This window comes from Ligilactobacillus ruminis DSM 20403 = NBRC 102161 (assembly GCF_900113455.1).
Classification (GTDB): domain Bacteria; phylum Bacillota; class Bacilli; order Lactobacillales; family Lactobacillaceae; genus Ligilactobacillus; species Ligilactobacillus ruminis.
On the sequence record NZ_FOPI01000033.1, the window covers coordinates 1 to 22,069 of the forward strand.

The 22,069-nt window shown below is 45.6% G+C and carries 16 protein-coding genes and 1 pseudogene; 5 read left to right on the plus strand and 12 right to left on the minus strand.

The window, feature by feature from the left end:
- Positions 1-397 (plus strand): annotated as a pseudogene (locus tag BMZ95_RS08890) (methyl-accepting chemotaxis protein); the annotation flags it as partial.
- A gap of 106 nt (positions 398-503) precedes the next feature.
- Positions 504-704: a DUF3955 domain-containing protein gene (locus BMZ95_RS08895; RefSeq protein WP_003696027.1), complete on the plus strand. Its 201-nt coding sequence runs from the start codon at positions 504-506 to the stop codon at positions 702-704.
- A gap of 45 nt (positions 705-749) precedes the next feature.
- Here BMZ95_RS08895 and BMZ95_RS08900 read toward each other — a convergent pair whose 3' ends face one another.
- The 9 genes from BMZ95_RS08900 to BMZ95_RS08940 all read right to left on the minus strand — a co-directional run bounded on the left by BMZ95_RS08900 (position 750) and on the right by BMZ95_RS08940 (position 11,979).
- Positions 750-1,322 (minus strand): DJ-1 family glyoxalase III, encoded by a 573-nt coding sequence (locus BMZ95_RS08900; protein WP_041820414.1) that lies wholly within the window; start codon positions 1,320-1,322, stop codon positions 750-752.
- Positions 1,323-1,371: 49 nt separating this feature from the next.
- A complete protein-coding gene (locus tag BMZ95_RS08905; protein WP_046922285.1) occupies positions 1,372-2,229 on the minus strand; it encodes an endonuclease/exonuclease/phosphatase family protein in 858 nt (285 codons plus the stop codon).
- A 473-nt stretch (positions 2,230-2,702) separates the two neighbouring features.
- On the minus strand, positions 2,703-3,371 hold the full coding sequence (gene pgmB / locus BMZ95_RS08910) for a beta-phosphoglucomutase (protein ID WP_014074267.1): 669 nt from the start codon (positions 3,369-3,371) through the stop codon (positions 2,703-2,705).
- 13 nt (positions 3,372-3,384) lie between these two features.
- Positions 3,385-5,643 carry a glycoside hydrolase family 65 protein gene (locus BMZ95_RS08915; protein ID WP_014074268.1) on the minus strand — a complete coding sequence of 753 codons (2,259 nt, stop codon included), beginning with the start codon at positions 5,641-5,643 and terminating at the stop codon, positions 3,385-3,387.
- A gap of 158 nt (positions 5,644-5,801) precedes the next feature.
- Entirely contained in the window at positions 5,802-6,803 is a 1,002-nt protein-coding gene (locus BMZ95_RS08920) for a LacI family DNA-binding transcriptional regulator (protein ID WP_046922286.1), read from the minus strand.
- A 467-nt stretch (positions 6,804-7,270) separates the two neighbouring features.
- Positions 7,271-8,230, minus strand: coding sequence for an ABC transporter permease (locus BMZ95_RS08925; RefSeq protein WP_046922287.1), 960 nt, complete (start codon positions 8,228-8,230; stop codon positions 7,271-7,273).
- Positions 8,227-9,309: an ABC transporter permease gene (locus BMZ95_RS08930; RefSeq protein WP_046922288.1), complete on the minus strand. Its 1,083-nt coding sequence runs from the start codon at positions 9,307-9,309 to the stop codon at positions 8,227-8,229. The genes BMZ95_RS08925 and BMZ95_RS08930 overlap by 4 nt, the downstream gene beginning before the upstream one ends.
- A gap of 8 nt (positions 9,310-9,317) precedes the next feature.
- Positions 9,318-10,838: an ABC transporter ATP-binding protein gene (locus BMZ95_RS08935; RefSeq protein ID WP_014074272.1), complete on the minus strand. Its 1,521-nt coding sequence runs from the start codon at positions 10,836-10,838 to the stop codon at positions 9,318-9,320.
- 115 nt (positions 10,839-10,953) lie between these two features.
- Positions 10,954-11,979 (minus strand): BMP family lipoprotein, encoded by a 1,026-nt coding sequence (locus tag BMZ95_RS08940; RefSeq protein ID WP_014074273.1) that lies wholly within the window; start codon positions 11,977-11,979, stop codon positions 10,954-10,956.
- A 253-nt stretch (positions 11,980-12,232) separates the two neighbouring features.
- Here BMZ95_RS08940 and BMZ95_RS08945 point away from each other — a divergent pair, with 253 nt between their 5' ends.
- Positions 12,233-13,174, plus strand: a complete 942-nt coding sequence (locus tag BMZ95_RS08945; RefSeq protein WP_014074274.1) for a nucleoside hydrolase — start codon at positions 12,233-12,235, stop codon at positions 13,172-13,174.
- A 506-nt stretch (positions 13,175-13,680) separates the two neighbouring features.
- On the opposite strand, the gene BMZ95_RS08950 is transcribed toward BMZ95_RS08945, so the two are convergent.
- From BMZ95_RS08950 to BMZ95_RS08975, 3 genes are all read right to left on the minus strand, one after another.
- Positions 13,681-15,591 carry a heavy metal translocating P-type ATPase gene (locus tag BMZ95_RS08950; protein ID WP_046922289.1) on the minus strand — a complete coding sequence of 637 codons (1,911 nt, stop codon included), beginning with the start codon at positions 15,589-15,591 and terminating at the stop codon, positions 13,681-13,683.
- A 1,401-nt stretch (positions 15,592-16,992) separates the two neighbouring features.
- A complete protein-coding gene (locus tag BMZ95_RS08970) occupies positions 16,993-18,753 on the minus strand; it encodes an ABC transporter ATP-binding protein (protein WP_046922703.1) in 1,761 nt (586 codons plus the stop codon).
- Positions 18,753-20,474, minus strand: a complete 1,722-nt coding sequence (locus BMZ95_RS08975; protein ID WP_041820197.1) for an ABC transporter ATP-binding protein — start codon at positions 20,472-20,474, stop codon at positions 18,753-18,755. The genes BMZ95_RS08970 and BMZ95_RS08975 overlap by 1 nt, the downstream gene beginning before the upstream one ends.
- 128 nt (positions 20,475-20,602) lie before the next feature.
- On the opposite strand from BMZ95_RS08975, the gene BMZ95_RS08980 reads away from it, so the two are divergent.
- On the plus strand, positions 20,603-20,914 hold the full coding sequence (locus BMZ95_RS08980; RefSeq protein WP_014074278.1) for an ArsR/SmtB family transcription factor: 312 nt from the start codon (positions 20,603-20,605) through the stop codon (positions 20,912-20,914).
- A 49-nt stretch (positions 20,915-20,963) separates the two neighbouring features.
- Positions 20,964-21,299: a hypothetical protein gene (locus tag BMZ95_RS08985; protein ID WP_180376257.1), complete on the plus strand. Its 336-nt coding sequence runs from the start codon at positions 20,964-20,966 to the stop codon at positions 21,297-21,299.
- Positions 21,300-22,069 lie beyond the last annotated feature (770 nt).

Sequence of the window (22,069 nt, forward strand, 5' to 3'; positions counted from 1 at the left end):
GAAGGAAATCGAAGGCATCATCGACAACATCAAGAATCAGTCAACTGAAATGGTCGACAAGACGAACAGTTCCGTTGAAGGCGGTCAAAAGCAGTCCAAGCTGATTCAAGAAGCCATCAAATCGACGATGGAAGTCTTCAAGCGCAATCAGGAAATGGCACAAAAAGTCGCAGGCGTTGCCAAAGCTTCAGATAAGATCGAAGAAGTTCAAGGCAAAGTGCTCGAAGGACTTGAAAGCATCTCTGCTTCAACGCAAGAAAACGCAGCTGGAACGGAAGAGGTTTCCGCAAATTCCGAAGAAGTTTTGGCAACGATGGACGAATTTACACAACACGTGGCTGATTTGCAACAGATTGCCAAAGAATTGGACGAACAGGCAAATCGATTCAAAGTCTGATAAATTTAATTTGAAAAAGCAAGACCGAATGCCGATTCGGTCTTGTTTTACCTTTTCTTAACCTGTTTTTAACCAATAGGAAACAAATTCTTGTTACAATCAAGGCATGAAAAGCTTCAGATTCCCGCTTCTTCTTTTGGGTTTGAGTTTTGCCATTCCTTTCATCGGCAACCTGTCCTCCTACGTCGATGAATACGGGATGCTTCACGAACCAGGTTTTTTCACGATTATCATTGGAGAAATTCTCTTCGTGATTGCCATCGTTTCTGGCGTCATCACTGCTTTAAAGCTTTTGAAGAAGCACTAACAAAAAGAGCTCGAGACCAAATCTCGAGCTCTTTTCGCGTTTCGGCTAATTGTTTTCAAGCAAGAAATCGTACAGCATCCCATGCTTGATTGCTTTTGTGTCGATTCCCAAAACCTCTGCAATCGCATATGCGTATGCCAATGCGGTTGCCGGTCCGCGACTCGTCACAAGATGCTTTTCTTCATCAATGACGACGACGTCTTCCTTGAATGACCCATTGTCAACTTCAGAGCTGATATCATCATTCATTCCTGGATACATCGTGTATTTTGCCCCGTCAAGCAGACCGTATCTGGCAAATGCCATCGGAGCAGCACACATTGCCGCATTCCACTTACCGTCTTTTTGCCTTTTAACCATCAGCTTTTCAAGCTTGCTTGAATCGCGCAGATTTTGAGCACCTTTAAGTCCGCCCGGAAAAGCCACGAGATCATAGTCAAGCAGACTTTCATCAACAGTCTTGTCGCAGGTCAGGAGAATGCCGTGATCGCCGTCAACTTTCGTTTCAAACAAACCAACCATGTCGCATTTGACATTCAGACGGCGCAAAACGTCAACCACTGACAAAGCCTCGATTTCTTCACAACCCGGTGCCAAAATTACCGCTGCTTTTTTTATCACTCTAATCACTCCAATCTGTTCATACCTGAATTATATCAAATTTTGCTTATGCAGAACACGTTTCGGAATCATCTGAGACCTCAATCAAAACCCCTGCATGGTTCGAAATGCGCGGACCGATGTTTCCGTCAAAACAAATACGACTGTAAGACACTTCATTTTGCGCATTCGTCAAAATATAGTCCAAACGCTCAGAAATTCCGCTGTCATCCCATCCGTCAAGTTTGCCGCGGACGGTCATGCCGTCGCCTTTTGAAATTGCGGAGCAGTATGTATCCTCAAATTCCTGACACATCAGCGTGTAGCTTCCCGTATCAACTTCTGCGTCAACATTGAAATTCCCGAGCAGATATACTGGACGCTTGCTCAGCCCCAATCCCGCAATCGTTTCCATCAAATTGCTCCACTCACGACGAAATTCAAACGAATTTTCACCGTTAAAATGTACGGCCGTCACCACTGTTTTCATTTCATCGGACAACTGAGCCAACAAAACGCACCTTTTTGTCAGATTACACGTAAAATCGCTGCTTGAAATCAAAGTACTGTGAACGTTGGTCAAACAAAGACGCGAAAAAAGCGCAACTCCCCATTCAAGTCCGTTTGTTTCTCCATAGGCCGAATTCCACGACCATTTAAAATCAAGCTTCACTTTTTTCAACGCTCTTGATAATCGATAGGCAAAATTGTCCTTCTTGATAATTGCATTGCCTTCTGCTGGTTCTTTATACCCCAGTGATTCCAATTCGTCTTCAGCGATTGCCGATTCAAACTGTGATTGATTTGCTTCTTGCAGCGACAAGACGTCAATTTCTTCTCTGACAATCTGATCGACTATTTCTTGAATCTGCTTGTCAGAATCATAATCTAACAAAGAATGGCAATTCAATGTCAGCATCCTCATTGATCATGCCCCCTAAAAGTGAAATAACTACATAGTTTATTATAGTTTCTTGAAAGCGTTATCTCAAGCTGCTTTGACACTTTTTGCCTCCTTTTTCAATACAAACGAATGTTTTTGACGTGTTTTTTAAATGCAGTGCCGCAAAGCAGCTGCTCAATCAATGCGTCAAGAATGGCTTACGGGCAAAATGCCGTTTTTTAAGATTTGTCCGTAAAATCCAACCTTCGATTACGGGCAAAACGGCGATTTTTGAATTCTGCCCGTAAACGGAAATGATTTTGCCAAATGCAGCATCTGATGCATCAGCGGGTGAAACTCTCAATCAAATTTACAGCCAGACTGTTTTAGGATATTTCCATCATGGAAAGTGATTGTCCCGCATATGCAAAAAACCGGATTAATTTGCAATTAATTGCAAATCATCCGGTTTTTCAATTTGAGGCATAGTTTTTTTCGAAGCCTCTAAAATTATTTTAGTTCCTTGATTTTTCCCACGTTTCTTCGAACAAGGCATAGCTGAAATCATCCGTCGTAGGAACAACGGCATCTGCTTTTCCGAGTTCTTCAGGGTCGCCAACAGCCACGGCCGTCATGTTTGCCGCCTTGATTGCGGCAACTCCGGCAACTGCGTCCTCAACGCCGACACAATCTTTCGGGTCTAGCGAAACAGCACGAGCACCAGCCAAGAAGATATCCGGCGCAGGCTTGCCATGTTCGACCTTCGAAGGATCTGCAATCGCGTCAAATTTGTCAAACAAGCCCAGTTTTTTCAAAATAACTGGAGCATTCTTTGATGCGGAAGCAACGGAAAGCTTGACGTCATGTTCTTTCAATTCTCCTATCAAACGCGTGATTCCCGGAAGAATGTCGTCTTTTGTCAATGTATCGATAGCTTTCAAGTAGTAGCCATTCTTTTCTGCCGCCAGCTCTTCGACTTGTTCAGCCGTGTATTTGTCACGAAGACCGCCAAAGTCCAAAATTCGTTCCAAAGATTCGATTCGGCTAATGCCCTTGAGCTCCGTTTCAAATGAAGCCGGAAGTTTTAACCCCAGTTTTTCGGAAGCCAGCTGACTCCACGCTGCAAAGTGAAATTTGGCCGTATCGGTAATTACGCCGTCTAAATCAAAAATTGCGCCTTTCACGTTCTGATCCCCCTTATTTTGCCGTAAGTTTCAAATCTTTTCCATTCAGCTTGATCGTCAAATCATCGCCCTTGAGCAAGTCGATCTGCGTGCCTTCTTGGCTGACGCTGATGCTGAGCAAACGACCGCGGAAGTTGATTCTGAATTTGTAGCCCGTCCATTCCTTTGGCAAGAACGGAGCAAACTGCAGCTCATCATCAATGACACGCATGCCTGCAAAGCCTTGGACGATTGCAAGCCATGAACCAGTCATGGATGTGATGTGCAGGCCATCGTTCGTATCATTGTTATAGTTGTCAAGATCCAAGCGCGCAGTTCTTGAGTACATTTCAAACGCCTTGTCTTCTTTGTGAAGATCGGCAGCCAAAATGGCATGAATCGATGGCGAAAGGCTTGATTCGTGAACGGTCAGCGGTTCGTAGAAATCAAAGTTTCGTTCCTTTTGTTCTTGCGTGAAGCGATCCACGAAGTAGTAGATTCCTTGCAAAACGTCAGCTTGCTTGATGTATGGCGAACGCAAGATGCGATCCCATGACCAATGCTGATTGAGCGGCAATTGATCTTGTGGAAGATCCTTGACCGGTGTCAGGTCTTTGTCAAGGAACGTATCATGTTGGACGAAAATGCCCAATTCCTTGTCTTCCGGCAAGTACATATTGTCGGCAATTTCATGCCACTTGGCACGTTCTTCTGAAGTCAATCCGAGTTCAGCCGTCTTGTCAGCATCAACCTTGTCAGCAATTTCGTTTGCATAATTCAAGCACCACTTGGCAAGCATGTTCGTATACCAGTTGTTGTTGACGTTGTTTTCGTATTCGTTCGGGCCCGTCACGCCGTGAATCATGTACATGCCTTTGCGTTTTGAGAAATGAACGCGATCTGCCCAGAAGCGTGCGATGCCGACCAAAACGTCAAAGCCGTCATGTGTTACGTACTCCGTATCGCCCGTATAGCGCGTGTAGTTGTAAATCGCATATGCAATCGTTCCGTTGCGGTGAATCTCTTCAAACGTGATTTCCCATTCGTTGTGGCATTCGATTCCGTTGAACGTCACCATTGGGAACAATGCACCGTCCAATCCTTGCTGCTTGGCGTTGTGGTATGCGCCAGGAAGCTGTTCGTGACGATATTCAAGCAAGTTTCGTGTCACTGATTTATCTGCCAATGCCAAATACAAAGGAACGGCAAAGCCTTCAGTATCCCAATAAGTAGCACCGCCGTATTTTTCACCGGTAAAGCCTTTTGGTCCGATGTTCAAGCGTGCGTCGTTTCCATAATAGGTCGAGAATAACTGGAACAAGTTGAAACGAATGCCTTGTTGCGATTCATCGTTTCCTTCAACGACAACATCAGCTTTTTCCCAACGCTTTGCCCAACCGTTTGCCTGTGCTGCCTTCAATTCGTCAAAGCTTGATTCTGCTTGTTTTGCGGACAGCTTTTCTCCGGCCGCATCCAAATCTTCAAGCGTTTCGTAGTCACGCGAAGTCAAAACGACGACGCGCTTTTCAAAGACCGTCTTTTTGCCTGATTCAAGCGTTCCGGAAAAGACGTTTGCAACCTTGAGATCTGTTTCGACAGGTTCTTTTGCATCAAGATCCGAAACGTTTTCCATCAGCATTTCCGTCGTAAATTGCGGAGTACCGAAATTGTTTTCGATCGTTTCGGCAACCAGACGACCTGTTGTCTGATCCTTTTTCTTGCTTAAGACGTTCCAGAACTTTTCATCATAATTTGAGTCTTCATTGAAGACGTCCGCATCGATTGATGAATCAATTTCAACTTCAACGCTTTCTGAACTCAAGTTTTCAACCGTGATGCGATCTGCATAAAGCTCCTTCATGTCAACGCTGACAAAGCGTTCAAAGTTTAATCTGACCTTCTTTTCGCCGCGTTTGACAACATAGCTTCTTGTCAAAATGCCGCTCTTCATGTCAAGCGCAAGTTCAAAATCGCTGAATTCATCTTTGGCCAAATCAACCGATTCTCCGTCAAGCTTGACGTCAACGCTGACAAAATCGACCGCATTGATAACCTTGCCGAAGTATTCAGGATAGCCGTTTTTCCACCAACCGACGCGCGTCTTGTCCGGGAACCAGACGCCGCCAAGATAGATGCCTTTATGCGTATCACCAGAATACTTTTCTTCAAACATTCCGCGCATGCCCATATACTCGTTGCCGGTGCTCGTCATGCTTTCCTGAAGACGCTTGTCTTCTTTATTGAACGTATGTGTAATTACTTTCCACGGGTTTATTTCAAAAATACGTTTCATTTACTTTGCCGCCCTTCATTCAAACGTTTTCATTTTCGCTTATTATTATATATGCAATCGGTTGCATTTGCAAGAACTTTCTTCAAAAATTTTTCCGAAGCACTGTATTTTTATAGACAAAAACCTCCAGAAACATTCAGATTTCAGAGGTTTTTCTGCTATATTCTCGTTGATTCGCGCTCGATGACCCTGTGCGGGACGATCACGCAGTTGCTTTCAATTTTAAGATTCGAATCAATCGCAAGCGCAGCGGCCTCCGATCCCAAAAAACGTGGGAAAATCTCGACCGAAGTCAGCGTCGGGTGCATGATCTTGTCATATGCGGAATTGTTGAATCCCATCATTGCAAGTTTTTTGCCGTCGATTCCTGCGGCTTCGCATGAGTACTTCGTTTTAAGCGCCAAAATATCGTCGCATGCAATGATTGCCTCAATCTCTGGATAGGCTTTGAAATAATCTTTCAAAGCTTTCGTGCGCTCATGTTCGTCTTCACTCCCGAGGCTCAGGCTCAACAATTGCCCACCGTGCTTTTTGACGGCATCCCGATACCCACAAAAGCGATCATTTTGCACGTTTTCATCAAGATCAGTATAAACATACAAAATGTTTTCCAACCCCTTGTCATATAAGAATTCCGTCGCGTCAAAGCCTGCCTTTCGGTTGTCATTGTCGACGTAAAGCGTCGTTTCCTGATCTTCATAGGGCGTTCCGATAATGACGAACCGCACGCCGTCTTGCTTCTTGACATACTCCAAAACCTTGTCGCGCGCTTTGGAATAGACGAAAACGAACTGTCTGATGTTGCCTCGCTTGATCATCGTCTCGATGTTTTTAATCAGCTCATCTTCGCTTTGACCCGTTGCTACGGAAACCATGTAGTCATGCGCATTGCAGATCGCTACCAATCCTTGAATAATCTGAATAAAGAACGGGTTGTCGCCAACGGCATCCTCTCTTGCAGGCAAAATAACCCCAATCATGTTTGACGACTTGTTCGCCAAATTTTGCGCTGCAAAGTTCGGTGAATAGTCGAGCTTTGCCATTGCTTTGCGCACCCTTTGTTTAGTTTCTTCACTAATAAGTGAACTGTCATGCATCGCACGTGAGGCAGTCGAAGGAGAAACTCCCGCTAGACGCGCAACGTCCTTGATTGTTGCCATAACGTAAGACCTCTCTGTCACATCGTAATAAAAGCGGTTGCACACTGTATATATTAAAAGTATATAACCATAATAAACGCAAAATCAAGCCTATTTTGATTTTATCCAATTGAACTTTAATCAGCGTGCCGTTTCTGAGTGCAAATTCACGGTCTCGTCAGCTTTTGCAAAATGCTGCGTCTGTTGCGCTCAGATTGCGATGCGTCAGCTTAATCAGCCCGCAAAGATGGGCAAAACATCGCTTTTCAAGATTTGCTCGTAAAATCCAGACCTCGGTTACGGGCAAAAAGTTTCGACATATAGAAATGAAAACAGACTTATTTCCATCATGTCAAGTGATCGTCATGCATACGAAAAAAAACCGGTTGATTTGCAATTGATTGCAAATCAACCGGTTTTTCAATTTGAGACAGAGTTTTTTTCAGTCTCTTTCAATTTGAGGCATGTTTTTTAAAGCCCCTTCCTGATTACTTGTTTTTGATGTAATTCGTCCCGTCAGCAGCCGGTGCAACCGCCTTGCCGAGGAAGATTACGAGCACGATAATCGTAATAACGTAAGGAGCAACCTGGAACCAGACCGAGTTGACGTGGCTGAGCAACGGAATGTAGGCTCCTGTGATTGGCAGACTTTGTGCCAGGCCAAAGAACAATGCCGCACCCATTGCGCCGATTGGATGCCACTTGCCAAAAATCATGGCTGCCAAAGCCATGAAGCCTTGACCGGAAATCGTATTCGACGAGAAGTTCATCGTGATCGACTGAGCCATCACGGCACCGCCCATGCCGCCTAAAAAGCCTGAAATCAAAACGCCCAAATAGCGATATTTATAGACGTTGATTCCCAAGGTGTCTGCCGCCACTGGATTTTCACCAACGGAACGCAGACGCAGCCCAACGTTTGTGCGATACAAGAAGTACCAGCTGACGATTGCAATCAAAATCGCAAAGTATGCAACAAGAGACGTCCGCGTAAACAAAATTTTTCCTAGAACCGGAATTTTTGAAAGTCCAGGGAAAGTGTAGGTTCCAAGGCCTTGTTCGATAATCGGAGTTTGACCCTTGCCATTGTAGATGATTCGGGTCAAAAAGACGCAAAGTCCGGGAGCGAGCAAGTTCAAAACCGTCCCTGAAATAATATGATCTGCTCTGAAATTAACCGTTGCAACTGCATGCAAAATTGAAAACAAAAATCCGAAAAAGCCGCCGACAAGGATTGAAAGCCACGGAGTCGCAGTACCCAACGCGTTGCTGAAGGATAACGTAAAGACCGTGCTGCTGAAAGCTCCGACGATCATCATTCCTTCAAGTCCGACGTTGACGATGCCGCTTCGTTCAGAGAACGTTCCGCCTAAAGCCGTAAAAATCAACGGAGCCGCATAAATCAACGTTGACGAGAAAACCGTCATCAAAATTGTTTCTAAACTCATTGGTTGCCTGCCTCCTTTGCTTTAGCGCCCTTCTTGATTACGCCTTTTATAATCAGCATTTCAAACGCATACTTGATTCCGACGAAGAAAATAATTGAAGCCATCACGACGTTGACGATTTCGGACGGTGTCGTTGAAAGCACTGAAATACTCAACCCGCCAATCTGAAGCGCTGAGAAGAGCAAGGCCGAAAACAGCATGCCGATCGGATTTTCACCGGCAAGCAAAGCCACGGCCATTCCGTCAAAGCCGACGCTTGGCGTAGAGTTTGAAACGGAAATGTTTTGATAGTTGCCGATGCCGTCGAGAGCTCCGGCCATTCCGGCTAAAATTCCCGAGATGATCATTGCAACGATGATCGTCTTCTTGACGTTCATGCCGGCATAACGCGAGGCAGAAGGATTCATTCCGACGCTGCGCACTTCAAAGCCGGAACAAGTCTTGTTGAAATAAAACCAAACCGCAAATGCGCACAGAATTGCCAGGAAAAAGCCCCAGTGAAACGTTGATCCATGCGTCAGATTTTGCAGGAAATCAGTGCAAAGGCTTGCCTTCTTCGGAATGTTCGGGGATGAGTCGGAACCTTTCGGAGCAAGCCAGGTTTTAATGGCATAGTTTACATAATATAAAGCAATGTAGTTCAGCATGATTGTTGAAATAACTTCGCTCGTCCCGAAAAATGCTCTCAAAACACCGGCAATTCCTGACCAGATTGCGCCGCACAATGCGCCGCACAAGATGGAGCCGATGATCAAGACGATGCCGGGCAAGGCATGAAAATGCAGTGCGAAAACGACTGCACTGAACCAGCCCATAAGATATTGACCAGGCCCGCCGATGTTAAAGAATCCGGCTTTGCTGGAAACGGCAAAACCAAGCCCCGTCAAAAGCAACGGCGTCATGTTGCGCAGCGTTTCGCTGACGGAATAAACGTCGCCGAATGCGCCGGCAAACAAGTTAACGTAGTTTTGAATCGGATTATAGCCAAAAACAAGCATCAGAACCGCTCCGACGATAAAGCCGGAAAGAACGGCCAAAAGCGGGATGATTAAGGCATTTTTATTCTTTCCCTTCAACATTTTTCCTCCTATTCGGCATCAGCAATCTTTTTGCCGGCCATCATTAAACCTAATTCTTCAGCAGACGTGTTCTTCGGGTCGATTTCGCCGACGATTTCGCCCGCATGCATCACGACGACGCGATCCGAAAGCTTGAGAATTTCGTCCAATTCAAAACTTACCAGCAAGACTGCACGACCATCGTTTCGTTCATCGTTGATTTTTTCATGAATGTATTCAATTGCGCCAACGTCAACGCCACGGGTAGGGTTGGCCGCAATCAGCAGATCGGGTTTGCTTGCGATTTCACGGGCAACGATGACTTTTTGCTGATTACCGCCTGAAAGAGACCCGACTGCTTCCTTTTCGCTTTGAGAACGAATATCGAATTTTTCAATCAGATCTTTGCCGTTTTGGTTGATGTCAGCATACTCCAAAATGCCATGGTTGTTGAACGGCTTTCGATAATAATTCTTCAATGCAAGGTTTTCAGAAATCGTCATCGGCAAAACGAGTCCGACGACTTGACGGTCTTCCGGAATGTACCCGACGCCTGCCTCAGTGATTTCTCTGACCGGATGGTTGGCATATTCTTTGCCATTGATCTTGACCGAACCGGATTTGATTTTGCGCATTCCGGTCAAAGCATCGATCAATTCGCTCTGACCGTTGCCGTCAACGCCCGCAACCCCAACGATTTCGCCGGTGTGAACCGTAAGATCGAGATTCTTGACTGCTTGAAGTCCATGTTTTTCAACATTCAGCCCTTTAACTTCGAGAACCGCCTTTGACTGATCGACCTCTGCTTTGTCGACCGTCGTTCTGATTTTTCTTCCGACCATCATTTCGGCCATCTTTTCTTCGGCAACGTCTGCGACCATCACGTCGTCAATGACGCGACCGGCACGAATCACGATGCAGCGATCGGCAGCCTCCTTGATTTCCTTGAGCTTGTGCGTGATGAAGATGATCGATTTTCCTTCATCAGCCAACGCGCGAAAAATTTTCATCAGTTGATCGATTTCTTGCGGCGTCAATGCGGCAGTCGGCTCATCAAAAATGAAAATGTTGGCTTTGCGATACAAAGCTTTCATAATTTCGACGCGTTGCTGCATCCCGACCGTAATATCAGCAACTTTGGCTTTCAAATCGATGTCAAGCTGATATTTTTCAGCTAATCGTTCAATTTCCTGTGAAGCTTTTTTGTAGTCGATTCTGCCGCCCTTGAGCGGTTCTTCACCCAAAATAATGTTTTCCAGCACGGTAAATGCAGGAATCAGCATGAAGTGTTGGTGAACCATGCCGATTCCGAGCTTCTTGGCATCGCGCGGGCTTTCCATTTCGACTTCTTTTCCTTCAACGAGAATCTGACCTTCAGTCGGTTTCAAAAGACCGGAAAGCATTCCCATCAATGTTGACTTGCCGGCGCCATTTTCTCCCAAGAGAGCTAAAATTTCGCCTTTGTGCAATGTAAGAGATATATCGTCATTGGCTTTGAAATTGCCGAATTTCTTCGTGATATGCCTCATTTCAACGACGCTTGTACTCATATTTCCCTCCTAAATTTGATGCGTTCTTTAATAAAAAAGGTGAAGTACCGGCTGATCTTAAAAAACCAATACTCCACCCGATGCCCCTTAAAGGAGCCAGCGTTTTTAACGCAGCTTATTTTGCTTTAACCGTCAAGTCGCCCTTGATGATCTTTTGCTCGTATTGTTGAACAACCTTCCAAGCAGAGTCTGACATATTGTCGTTTACCAAATCAACGCCCTTGCTCTTAAGATCATAGGTAACGACCTTGCCACCAGGGAACTTGTCTTTCATAGCTTTGTTTGCAATATCTTTTGCGGCATTGCCGACTTCCTTAACGGCAGATGCAAGCGTAACGTTTCCGCCCTTGTATGCGCCGTCAGCTTTTTGATCCTGATCAACGCCGATGACCCAAACTTTTTTGCCGTTCTTGGCAAGGTTCTTTGCAGCCGTAAATGCGCCTGCGCCAGTACCGCCGGCAGCATGGAAAATAACGTCTTCACCGTTGTTGTACATTGCAGTTGCCATTGACTGACCTAAATCGGCCTTCGTAAATGAGCCTGCATATTTGACGTCAACCGTAATCTTTGGATTTACGGCATGAACGCCTTGGATGAAACCTTTTTCGAAGGTTGTAATAACGTCGCTCTTAACACCGCCCAAAAAGCCGACTTTGTTCGTCTTCGTCGTTTCTGCAGCAGCAACGCCTGCCAAGAATGAAGATTGTTCTGACTTGAACGTTACGGAAGCAACGTTCTTTCCGGAAACGACATCATCAATAATAACGAAGTTCGTCTTAGGATTTTGCTTGGCCGTCTTCTTGATGGCCGGAGCAAGCTTGTAGCCGATTCCGAAAATCGTACTATACTTGGCCTTGATCAATTTATTGATGTTTGGAGTGAAATCTGCATCAGAGTTTGATTGTGCGTAGTTGTAGCCGTTTACGCCCTTTTCAAGCTTGTTTTCTTTACCCCATGCCTCAAGACCTTCCCAAGCTGATTGGTTGAAGGACTTGTCATCAATACTGCCACCGTCAGTTACCAAAGCAGCCGTGTGTTTTACCTTTTCGGAACCGGAATTACCGTTACCGCAGCCAACGAGAACAGTTCCGAGCATCAATGTTGCCGCAATGGCCGAAGCGATTTTTTTGTTAATGTGCATTATAGTACACCCTCCAAAACAGATTAATCAATTTACAAATTTTAGTATACATTGTTTTTTTGTAAAATCAATATAATTCTCGAAATTTTTTTCCTAACGTTCGTTTTTAATAGGTTTTAAAACGTATGTAATCCGTGGTATAATCGTAACGTTATGCTGATTGCGGACAGGTAAAAGGTTTTACCTAAATCCCATTTTTTCCCAATCAGCTCCAATAGTTCGTATTTTTACGCTATTTCATGGAGGAACATACATGTCTAAAAAAGTTTATTTCAGTCAAGACGGCGGTGTCGATGACATTATTTCGCTTTTCTTACTTCTTCAAATGGATGATGTTGATTTGATCGGAGTCGGCGTCATGGGAGCGGACAGCTACCTGCAGCCAGCCGCAGAAGCAAGCCGAAAAGTCATCGACCGCTTCGGTCATGGCAAAAAACTCGAAGTCGCCTATTCGAATGCTCGTGCAGTCCATCCTTTCCCGACAAAATGGCGCCTCGATGCCTACTCTGAAAACTCTTTGCCTATCCTGAACGAATCCGGGGAAATCAAGACTCCTAAAGCTCCCCTTGCGGCCGATGATGATCTGATCGAAAAACTGATGAATTCAAACGAACCTGTTACGCTTTTGTTTACCGGCCCGCTCAGCGATCTTGCAAGCGCATTGAAAAAGAAACCGGAAATTGAAGACAAGATAGCAGAACTCATGTGGATGGGCGGAACCTTCCAGGAACGCGGCAACGTTGCCGAACCCGATTGCGACGGAACGCAGGAATGGAACGCTTTTTGGGATCCCGAAGCCGTTTCAACCGTTTTTTCAAGCGGCATCAAAATCACAATGGTCGCGCTCGAAAGCACGCACAATGTTCCTCTCACGCCGGCCGTGCGCATGTCATGGGCCAAAGATCGCCGTTACCCCGGCATCGATTTTATCGGTAACAGCTATGCCTTCGTTCCTGAACTCAGCATGTTTGAAACGAACTCAACCTACTTCCTGTGGGACGTTTTGACAACATGTGCTTTGGAAGACCCGACTCTGATTAAGCAAAAGACCGTTAAATGCAGCGTCTATACCGACTTTCCGCGTGACGGACGCACGTATCTTGATGACAACGGCAGAGAAGCTCAGCTTGTCTATGATGTCGACAACAAACGCTTCTTTGACATGATCAAGGAACTGGGCAAAAAAACCAAATAGCGAAATGGCAAAAAGAGACTGGTAAAAAAGTCCCGTTTCTTACTCGAATTAAATGAAATACCGAACAAAGGAAGTCGCAAGTCGACTGATTTTGTCCGGTATTTTTCAATTCTGATAACTTTTTTGTCAAATGCAGCACTGCGAATCTCCTGCTCAATCAATGCCCAGGACTGGCTTACGGTCAAATGACGCTTTTGGAGATTTGCCCGTAAAAAGCCAGACTCCAGTTACGGGCAAAACGTCAATTTTTGGAATTTGCCCGTAATGCCGGTCTTCGACTCCTTTTGCTATTCCCAGCATAACAGGGAAATTGTCTCGCATACACAAAAACCCGGATTAGATTTGCAATTTATCTCAAATCATCCGGGTTTTTAATTTGAGGCATAGTTTTTTCCCATCCTCTTTCTGAACGATTTTGTTGGTCTGATCAGAAATTTGCCAACGAAAAAATCAGTACCGCAAAAAAGACTGCATGCTCTGCATTTTTCAAAGAGATAAACAGCTGTTCACGCATGCGCCTTGACTTTATCTGAAATTTCCCTGCTTGAATCTTTTTGCCCGTACAAAATGCGCAGACTGTTCAAAACGGCGAGCACGGTCACGCCAACGTCCGCAAAGACGGCCTGCCACATTCCGGCAATTCCAAGGGCTCCAAGAACCAGGCAGATTGCTTTTACGACCAACGCAAAGCTGATGTTTTCCCAAACTATTTTTCTGGTTCCGATCGCAATTTTCATGACGCGCACAATGGCAGAAGGTTCATCTGACATCAATACGACGTCTGCGGCTTCAACGGCAGCATCTGAACCAAGCGCTCCCATGGCAATTCCGACATCGCTTTGCGCCAGAACCGGCGTATCGTTCAAACCGTCGCCGACGAATGCCAGCTTGTCTTGGTCGTCAAGTTTTGACTTCAACCTCTCGACTTCTTCAAGCTTGTCTTGAGGCAAAAGCTCCGTTTTAACGTCGTCTAACCCGAGTTCACGCGCCACTCCTTCACCGACCTTGCGCGCATCACCGGTCAGCATCACGATTTTTTGAACGCCGGCTGCGCGCAGATCGATTACTGCTTCTTTTGAATCTTCCTTGATGACGTCAGCTACTTCCAAGCTTCCGACATACTTTCCGTCATACGCCACATAAACTTGGGTTCCGATTTCAGATTCAGGCAGCTTTGTCTCCGGAAGAACTTTTTTCATCAGCTTGGCGTTGCCGCAATAAATCATTTTTCCGTCATGATTGGCGCTGACGCCCAAACCGACCAGTTCCTGGCTGTCGGAAACGTCGCTTTTTTTCAGTTCTCCGTCATAGTAATCGACGATTGAACGAGCAATCGGGTGCGGAGAAAATTGTTCACAGCACGCTGCCAAAAATACCAGCTCCGTTTCCGAAACTCCTTCATTTGGCAAAACCTTCGTCACTGCAAACTTGCCTTTCGTCAACGTTCCGGTCTTGTCAAAAACAAATGTTTTGACGTGAGTGAGTGCTTCAAGATAGTTGCTGCCTTTAACGAGCACGCCTGCTCTTGAAGCAGCACCGATTCCGCCAAAAAAGCTCAAGGGAATTGAAATCACCAAAGCGCACGGACATGAAATTACCAAGAAAACCAAAGCGCGGTAAAGCCAGTCGGTAAAAGCGCCTCCAAAAAACAACGGCGGAATCGTCGCAAGAAGAATCGCCCCGAACACGACGAGAGGAGTATAAATCCTGGAAAATTGCGTAATGAAATTTTCGGCCGGTGCTTTCTTTTCGCTGGCATTTTCCACCATCTCAAGAATTTTTGCGACCGTTGATTCACCGTATTCTTTTTCGACTCTGACTTCTAACGTGCTGTTTTTGCAGATCGTGCCGCTCAGCACTTTGTCGCCTTCTTTGACAAATGAAGGCTTCGTTTCGCCCGTCAAAGCAGCCGTATCCAAATACGCGCTTCCATCAGTCACGATTCCGTCAAGCGGAACTTTTTCGCCTGGTTTAACCACGATCACGTCACCGACCTTGATTTTTTCAGGAGAAGTTTCTTTTACTGCATTTCCCAGCTTAAGCCAAGCATGGTCGGGCCTGATATCAAGCAGCGCCGTAATTGAGGAACGAGAATTTTTCACGGCGATGTCTTCGAACAATTCGCCGATTTTATAAAAGAACATTACAAAGACGGCTTCCGAATACTGCTTGATCGAAAAAGCACCGATCGTCGCAATCGCCATCAGCGTATTCTCGTTAAACACTTTGCCGCCCTTCAATCCTTCAACGGCTTCTTTCAAAACGTCAAAGCCGATTATCAGATACGCCATCCCGTACAGCATGACTGCGGCCACGCCCGTCAAAAAGTTTGCCAAAATCAGCAAAACCAGCGTAAGCCCCATCTTTTTCAGCATTTTGCGACCATCCTCGTCGCAATCGTCCCAAAGCTTCTTCATGTCAGAACCTTCTTTCTTGATCGGCTTATGAGCATATGTTCATATCTTCAAGTGAATTATAGCATTTGACAGGATCGATATCAATATGTTTCATTGATAAAATGCAGAGCATTGATTTTGGGGAAGCGGGGCGGATAGACTATTGAAGTTGCGGAGTTGATTTGGGGCAAGCAAGTAAACAAAAATTAAGGTTATTGGCGTGGGGCCTTCGGAGCCGCGTGGCCGATTGGGATGTGAGAGTCGACAGAAATTATGAGAATAACGGGATTTTTGTCGACAAGTCTTGATCTGAGAAATTCAATTCCGTCAATCTCATTAAAATCCTTAAGCCCCTTGATTTATCGAAGTCCTTACGGTGCCTCTGCTGCCGTTTGCCATTGCCTTTTACGGGCATGTTTCAAAAATCGCCATTTTGCCCGTAATCCGCTTTGAATCCAGAAGGACAGTAGACAAAAAACGGGGAAACGTCTGATTTTTGTCTACCGGCTAGTCCAAATTCGGCCCGTGCGGTTCCGAAAGTAGAACAAAATCCCTAAAATTTGGAAAAATGTTCTACCGCTGCCTACAAATTCGGCCCGCACTGCCCTGAAAGTAGAACAAAATCATCCCAAATTGAGAAAATGTTCTACCGCCGACTCCAAATTCGGCCCGTGCGGTTCCGAAAGTAGAACAAAATCCCTAAAATTTGGAAAAATGTTCTACCGCTGCCTACAAATTCGGCCCGCACTGCCCTGAAAGTAGAACAAAATCATCCCAAATTGAGAAAATGTTCTACCGCCGACTCCAAATTCGGCCCGCGCGGTTCCGAAAGTAGAACAAAATCTCCAAAATTTGGAAAAATGTTCTACCGCTGCCTACAAATTCGGCCCGCGCTGCCCTGATAGTAGAACAAAATCTCGAAAAATTGAAAAAATATTCTAATCGGTTACCTTTGCCAAAGCATTTCGGTCTTAGATTACGGGCAAATCTCAGAAATCAACGTTTTGCCCGTAATCTAAGTCAGGTGCAGCGATTGAGCAGGTGATGCGCAGCACTGCATTTGGCAAAATCATTGTCGTTTACGGACACATCGATGAAAATGGGCATGCTGTCCGTAAATGGTCTTCCTAAAAAATGGAGATTACGGACAAATGCTCCAAAAAGCCGGCTTTGTCCGTAAATTTGAGTGAAGTCTTGGCGTGCCGCCCAGAATAAGACAAAATCCGCACCATGATGGCGCAGATTTTCGCCATTATTCAGTTGCGTACGGGCTCATGAGCGCTCGCTTCCACACCTTGCCTAATCGGGTTCCAGCTCGCATTCCCCCTATCGCAAGCAAGGACTCCCTGGACGAGACGAGCTCGCCTTCGGTCGCCCAAAGCTTGCGTACGGGCTCATGAGCGCTCGCTTCCACACCTTGCCTTAATCCAACACCATCTGATTTACATACAGATTATGGTAGACCCCGCCCTTTGCAAGCAGTTCTTCGTGGCTTCCCTGCTCAATGACGCTGCCGTCCTTTAAAACGGCGATTTCATCGGCATTGACGATAGTCTTTAAGCGGTGCGCAATCACGAAGCTTGTACGACCTTCCATCACGATGTCCATGGCTTTTTGGATCTTTTCTTCCGTCACGGTGTCAACGTTTGACGTGGCTTCATCCAAAACAAGAAATTCGGGATCGCTCAACAACGTTCGAGCGATGCTCATCAATTGCTTTTGCCCTTTTGAAAACAAGGACTGCTCATCGCTGATCTTAGTTTCGTAACCGTCCGGCAAACTTTCGATAAAATCGGCAATCTGTGCTTTTTGAGCAGCAGATTTGACTTCTTCCATGGTTGCATCGGGCTTGCCAAACCGAATATTGTCGGCAATCGTTCCCGTAAACAGAATCGAATCTTGCAGCACGATTCCGACATGGTTTCTGACGGAATCAAGCGAGAACTTTCGCACGTCGGTTCCGTCAAATTCGACCGTGCCGCTGTCGACGTCATAAAAACGACTGAACAGATTCATCGTCGTCGTTTTGCCGGATCCGGTCGGGCCGACCAAAGCCAGCGTCTTGCCGCGAGGAATCGTTAAATTGATGCCGTGAAGGATTTCTTTTCCTTTTTCATAGCTGAAATGAACGTCTTTCAAAGCCACGCTTTCGCTTATTCCCTGCATGTTGATGCCGGAAGAAACTTCGTCTTCTTCTTTTTCGGCTTCAACGTCGGACAGACGCCTGGCCCCCGTCAAAGCAAGCTGAATCATTGAGTAAAACGAAGTCAGGTTGATCAGCGGAATGAAATATGTTTGAGAGTATTGAACGAACGTGACGATCAAACCCATTCCGACGGCAAGCGACATGCCGCTTTCGACCACGATCAAGGTTCCGACTGAGATGACGATTGCCAAATTCAGCATCGACAGTCCCTGCATCATCGGAAACATCAGTCCAGAATAGAATTGACCGCGAAACATGGTCTTTCGAAGCTTGTCGTTCCTTTTGACAAACCCTGCAATCGATGATTTTTGAAGACCGTTGGCCAAAATAATGCGTTCTCCGTTCAGCTGCTCGTTGATGTAGCCGTTCAAAACGGAGATGTCTTCTTGCTGCTCGTCAAGATACTTTCGCGCTTTCTTCATCACGCTGAATGCGATCAAAACAACGATCGGCGTTGAAGCCATCGTCACGAGCGCCAGTTTGACGTTGATTGCAAACATGACGACGATCGTCCCGACAAACAAAATCGTTTGAGAAACAAGATCAAAAATCGCACCGTTCAGCGCATTGAAGATGTTGTCGATATCCGAATTGAACAATGCCAGCAACTTTCCGTCCTGATGAGTATCAAAATACCTGATCGTCATCTTCTGCAGCTTTTTGAACAGACTGATTCTCATCGAATTCGTTGCTTCAGCGTTAAAAACGGACATGATGACCCAGGCGATAAGCTGCGCAAAAACCTGGAAGAAAAATGCCGCACACATCAAAAGCATGAAATGACGAAAATCTGCCATCGCATGCGCCTTGTGCGCCAAAAATCTCCCGAGCGAAGTCACGGCCTGTCCCATGTAATAAGGTGCAACGATCTGTGCGATCATTGCGATCAAAAGCAAAAAGACCATGATGAGCACTGAATTTTTAAAAGGTTTCATGTACTTGACGAAATACCCGATGCTTTGTTTTAAATTCTTCATCAAATTCCACCCTCTCTAGCCCTTTGCGTTTCATAAATTTCTTGATAAAGCGGCGATGTCAAAAGCAGCTCTTCATGCGTGCCCATCGCCTTGATCTTCCCGTCGTCCATCACGAGAATCTTATCGGCATGCATGACCGAAAATATTTTTTCGGCAATGATAAATACAGTGGCGTCACCCAGCTTTTGTTCAAGACCAGCTTGAACTTTCCTTTCGGACTCCGCATCAAGCGCTGAAGTCGAATCATCCAAAATCAGAACTTTCGGCTTGCCGATTATGCCTCGCGCAATCGACAGACGCTGCTGCTGCCCGCCGGAAAAATTGGCTGAACGCTCTTCAACAACGTGTTCGAACCGATCCGGATATTTGTCGATAAATTCTTTTGCCTGGGAAATTTCGATTGCTCGTTCCATGTCTTCTTCCGTGGCATTCTCATCGCCCTGTCTCAGATTATCGGCAATCGTTCCGCTGAACAGCAAAGTTTTTTGCTGAACCAATGCTGCCATTTTTCGCAATTTCCGTTCATTGACGTCTCTAAGATCGCATCCGCCAAGACGGATCGTTCCGGACGTCGGATCATACAATCTGACCAGTAAAGAGACCAATGTTGATTTACCGGAACCGGTCCTGCCGACGATTCCGACCGTTTCTCCGGAATTGACTTTAAAGCTGACGTGGCTCAAAGCTTCTTTGCTGCTTCCCGGATACTTGAAGCTGACGTCGTCAAATTCAACGGAACCTTTCAGATCAACGTTTGATTCTTCATGATTGAACTTTAAATCAGGCTCCGTTTCAATTACTTCATCAATTCGTTTCAAAGAAACGAGGCCACGTGAGTACTGCGCAAGCATCATCCCGCCAAACGCCAGGCTTGACAACATTTGGTTAAGGTAGCCGACATAAGAACTGATGGCGCTGATGTCTTTTGGATACAACTCGATGTTTTTGCCGACCAGATAAACGATTAAGGCCGTTCCAATACAGACGACGAGCGTGAAAGCCGGCATCAGAATCGAAAAAACGTAGCCGATTTTAATGTTAAGCCGATTGAGTTCGTTTGACGAAGCAGTGAATTTTTCAGTTTCCTGATCTTGCTGGTTGAACGATTTGACGACTCTGACACCCTGCATCGATTCTCTTGCGACCGTGTTGCATTCGTCAAACCAGACTTGATATTTAGAAAACAGCTTGTCAAGCGACGGGAAAACGAAAAAAAGCACCAATGAAACGATCAGAAGCAACAATATCTGAACCCACCAGTAACGTGGCAGCGTCACGATTCCCATGACAAATGAACCAATCAAAATAATCGGCATCCTCAAGACCTGCATCAAAGTCGTCATGATGATGTTCGTTACCTGATTCATGTCGTTGATCAAACGAACGATCAGCGTTCCGACCGAAAATTTTTCGATGTTTGAAAATGAAAAGCTCTGTATTTTCCGATAAAGCTGTTCGCGGACGTCGCTCGTAACGCCTTGGGCCGTTTTGGCCGCAAACCAAATGTTCAAAATGCCGCACACGACGCCGATGGCTGCCAGAAGCAACAAAAAGATGCCGTATTCTTTAATTCCTGCAGCATCGTTTTTCATCAAACAGTTTAAAGTATCCTGCAGCAGCCAAGGCTGAAGCAGCGAACAAAACGCCGCAATGATCAAAGAAATTACCGAACCCCAAACCGGAATGCGATAATTTCTGACGTGTGACATTAAATTTCGCATCATAATCCCCCTCTTTGCACAATTGGTTAGATTTTAACTTTTTATTAATCCAATTGCAATTTATTTGCTCACAGGTTTGCTTAGCATCCGTACATCAATCATGGTAGAATGTAAAGTAGGTGAAAGATATGTCAGAAGAAAAGAAACCAACATTACCAACATCAGAAGAAACCGAAAAATGCGTTCAGATTTTCAAGGCATTCGGCAACGATACTCGCTACCGCATCCTTTATCTCCTGTTTGAACAGGCTCTTTCGGTTAATGAAATCGTTGAGGCAGTCGGACTGACGCAGTCGGCTGTTTCGCACCAGCTCAAAATTTTGCGTCAGACCGGTCTCGTCATCAGTTTGCGGGACGGTCAGCGCGTCTTGTATCATTTGGCGGACCGCCATGTCATGACGATTTTCCAGGCGGTCAAGGAACATATTGCGGAAGATTAAGGTGCGAAGACCAGCCGCTTAACAAGGCGGGAGATAAGGAGGGGCGCGAGTGATCAGCGCAAGCGCAGTCGCGACGCGGCACGAACTTATCATGAGCCTTGTTGCTGGTCTGAACCCGATTATGAAGGTGTGGAAGCGAACGCAACTAATAAGGATTAAAATCTGTGCTGTGATGGCACGGATTTTTTCTTGTTCCGGGCGATGCGCCAAGATTTCACTCGAATTTTACGGACAAAGCGCCATTTTTGACCATTTTGTCCGTAATCGCCATTTTTCGGGAAGACCATTTACGGACAGCATGCCCATTTTCATCGGTGTGTACGTAAATGGCAGTGATTTTGCCAAATGCAGTGCTGCACGGCAACTGCTCAATCGCTGCATCTGACTTCGATTACTGGCAAAACGTTGATTTCTGAAATTTGTCCGTAATCTGAGATCGCAATGTTTTGGCAAAGATAACCGAGTAGAACATTTTTCCGATTTTTTGAGATTTTGTTCTACTATCAGGGCAGCGCGGGCCGAATTTGTAGGCAGCGGTAGAACATTTTTCCAAATTTTGGAGATTTTGTTCTACTTTCGGAACCGCGCGGGCCGAATTTGGAGAGTCAGGTAGACAAAAATTACATATTTTACCTGGTTTTTGTCTACTTTCGAGGCCGCGCGACTCGGTTTCGAAGTGTCAGGTAGACAAAAATCACACATTTATTCCGGTTTTTGTCTACTTTCAGGGCCGCGCGACTCGGTTTCGAAGTGTCAGGTAGACAAAAATCACACATTTATCCCGGTTTTTGTCTACTTTCAGGGCCGCGCGACTCGGTTTCGAAGTGTCAGATAGACAAAAATCACACATTTATCCCGGTTTTTGTCTACTTTCAGGGTTATGCCCGTATAATGGTGTAAATTGATAAAAAAAAGAGAGCCAAGTGCTCAGCTCCCAGGTATAATTAAATCAACAAACAACAATAATACTAGGAGGATGAACAAATGGCCCAATTAAATATTACCTTAAATCAAGAGGAAATTCTACAACTTCTTTCAAAGGATCACGATCAGGCATTTCGCGAACTGCTTCGTAAAAGTCTCAATAGTATTCTGATGGCGGAATCCACTGCTCAGCTCAAGGCTGAGCCTTATGAACGGTCAGAAGAACGCACG

Excerpts from the sequence above, each read along its gene's own strand:
- BMZ95_RS08980 (WP_014074278.1), top strand. The coding sequence starts at position 20,603 with ATGTCAGAAGAAAAGAAACCAACATTACCAACATCAGAAGAAACCGAA.
- BMZ95_RS08935 (WP_014074272.1), bottom strand. The coding sequence starts at position 10,838 with ATGAGTACAAGCGTCGTTGAAATGAGGCATATCACGAAGAAATTCGGC.
- BMZ95_RS08940 (WP_014074273.1), bottom strand. The coding sequence starts at position 11,979 with ATGCACATTAACAAAAAAATCGCTTCGGCCATTGCGGCAACATTGATG.
- BMZ95_RS08950 (WP_046922289.1), bottom strand. The coding sequence starts at position 15,591 with ATGAAGAAGCTTTGGGACGATTGCGACGAGGATGGTCGCAAAATGCTG.
- BMZ95_RS08905 (WP_046922285.1), bottom strand. The coding sequence starts at position 2,229 with ATGAGGATGCTGACATTGAATTGCCATTCTTTGTTAGATTATGATTCT.
- BMZ95_RS08925 (WP_046922287.1), bottom strand. The coding sequence starts at position 8,230 with ATGAGTTTAGAAACAATTTTGATGACGGTTTTCTCGTCAACGTTGATT.
- BMZ95_RS08915 (WP_014074268.1), bottom strand. The coding sequence starts at position 5,643 with ATGAAACGTATTTTTGAAATAAACCCGTGGAAAGTAATTACACATACG.
- BMZ95_RS08970 (WP_046922703.1), bottom strand. The coding sequence starts at position 18,753 with ATGAAGAATTTAAAACAAAGCATCGGGTATTTCGTCAAGTACATGAAA.
- BMZ95_RS08920 (WP_046922286.1), bottom strand. The coding sequence starts at position 6,803 with ATGGCAACAATCAAGGACGTTGCGCGTCTAGCGGGAGTTTCTCCTTCG.
- BMZ95_RS08930 (WP_046922288.1), bottom strand. The coding sequence starts at position 9,309 with ATGTTGAAGGGAAAGAATAAAAATGCCTTAATCATCCCGCTTTTGGCC.
- BMZ95_RS08895 (WP_003696027.1), top strand. The coding sequence starts at position 504 with ATGAAAAGCTTCAGATTCCCGCTTCTTCTTTTGGGTTTGAGTTTTGCC.
- BMZ95_RS08945 (WP_014074274.1), top strand. The coding sequence starts at position 12,233 with ATGTCTAAAAAAGTTTATTTCAGTCAAGACGGCGGTGTCGATGACATT.
- BMZ95_RS08975 (WP_041820197.1), bottom strand. The coding sequence starts at position 20,474 with ATGCGAAATTTAATGTCACACGTCAGAAATTATCGCATTCCGGTTTGG.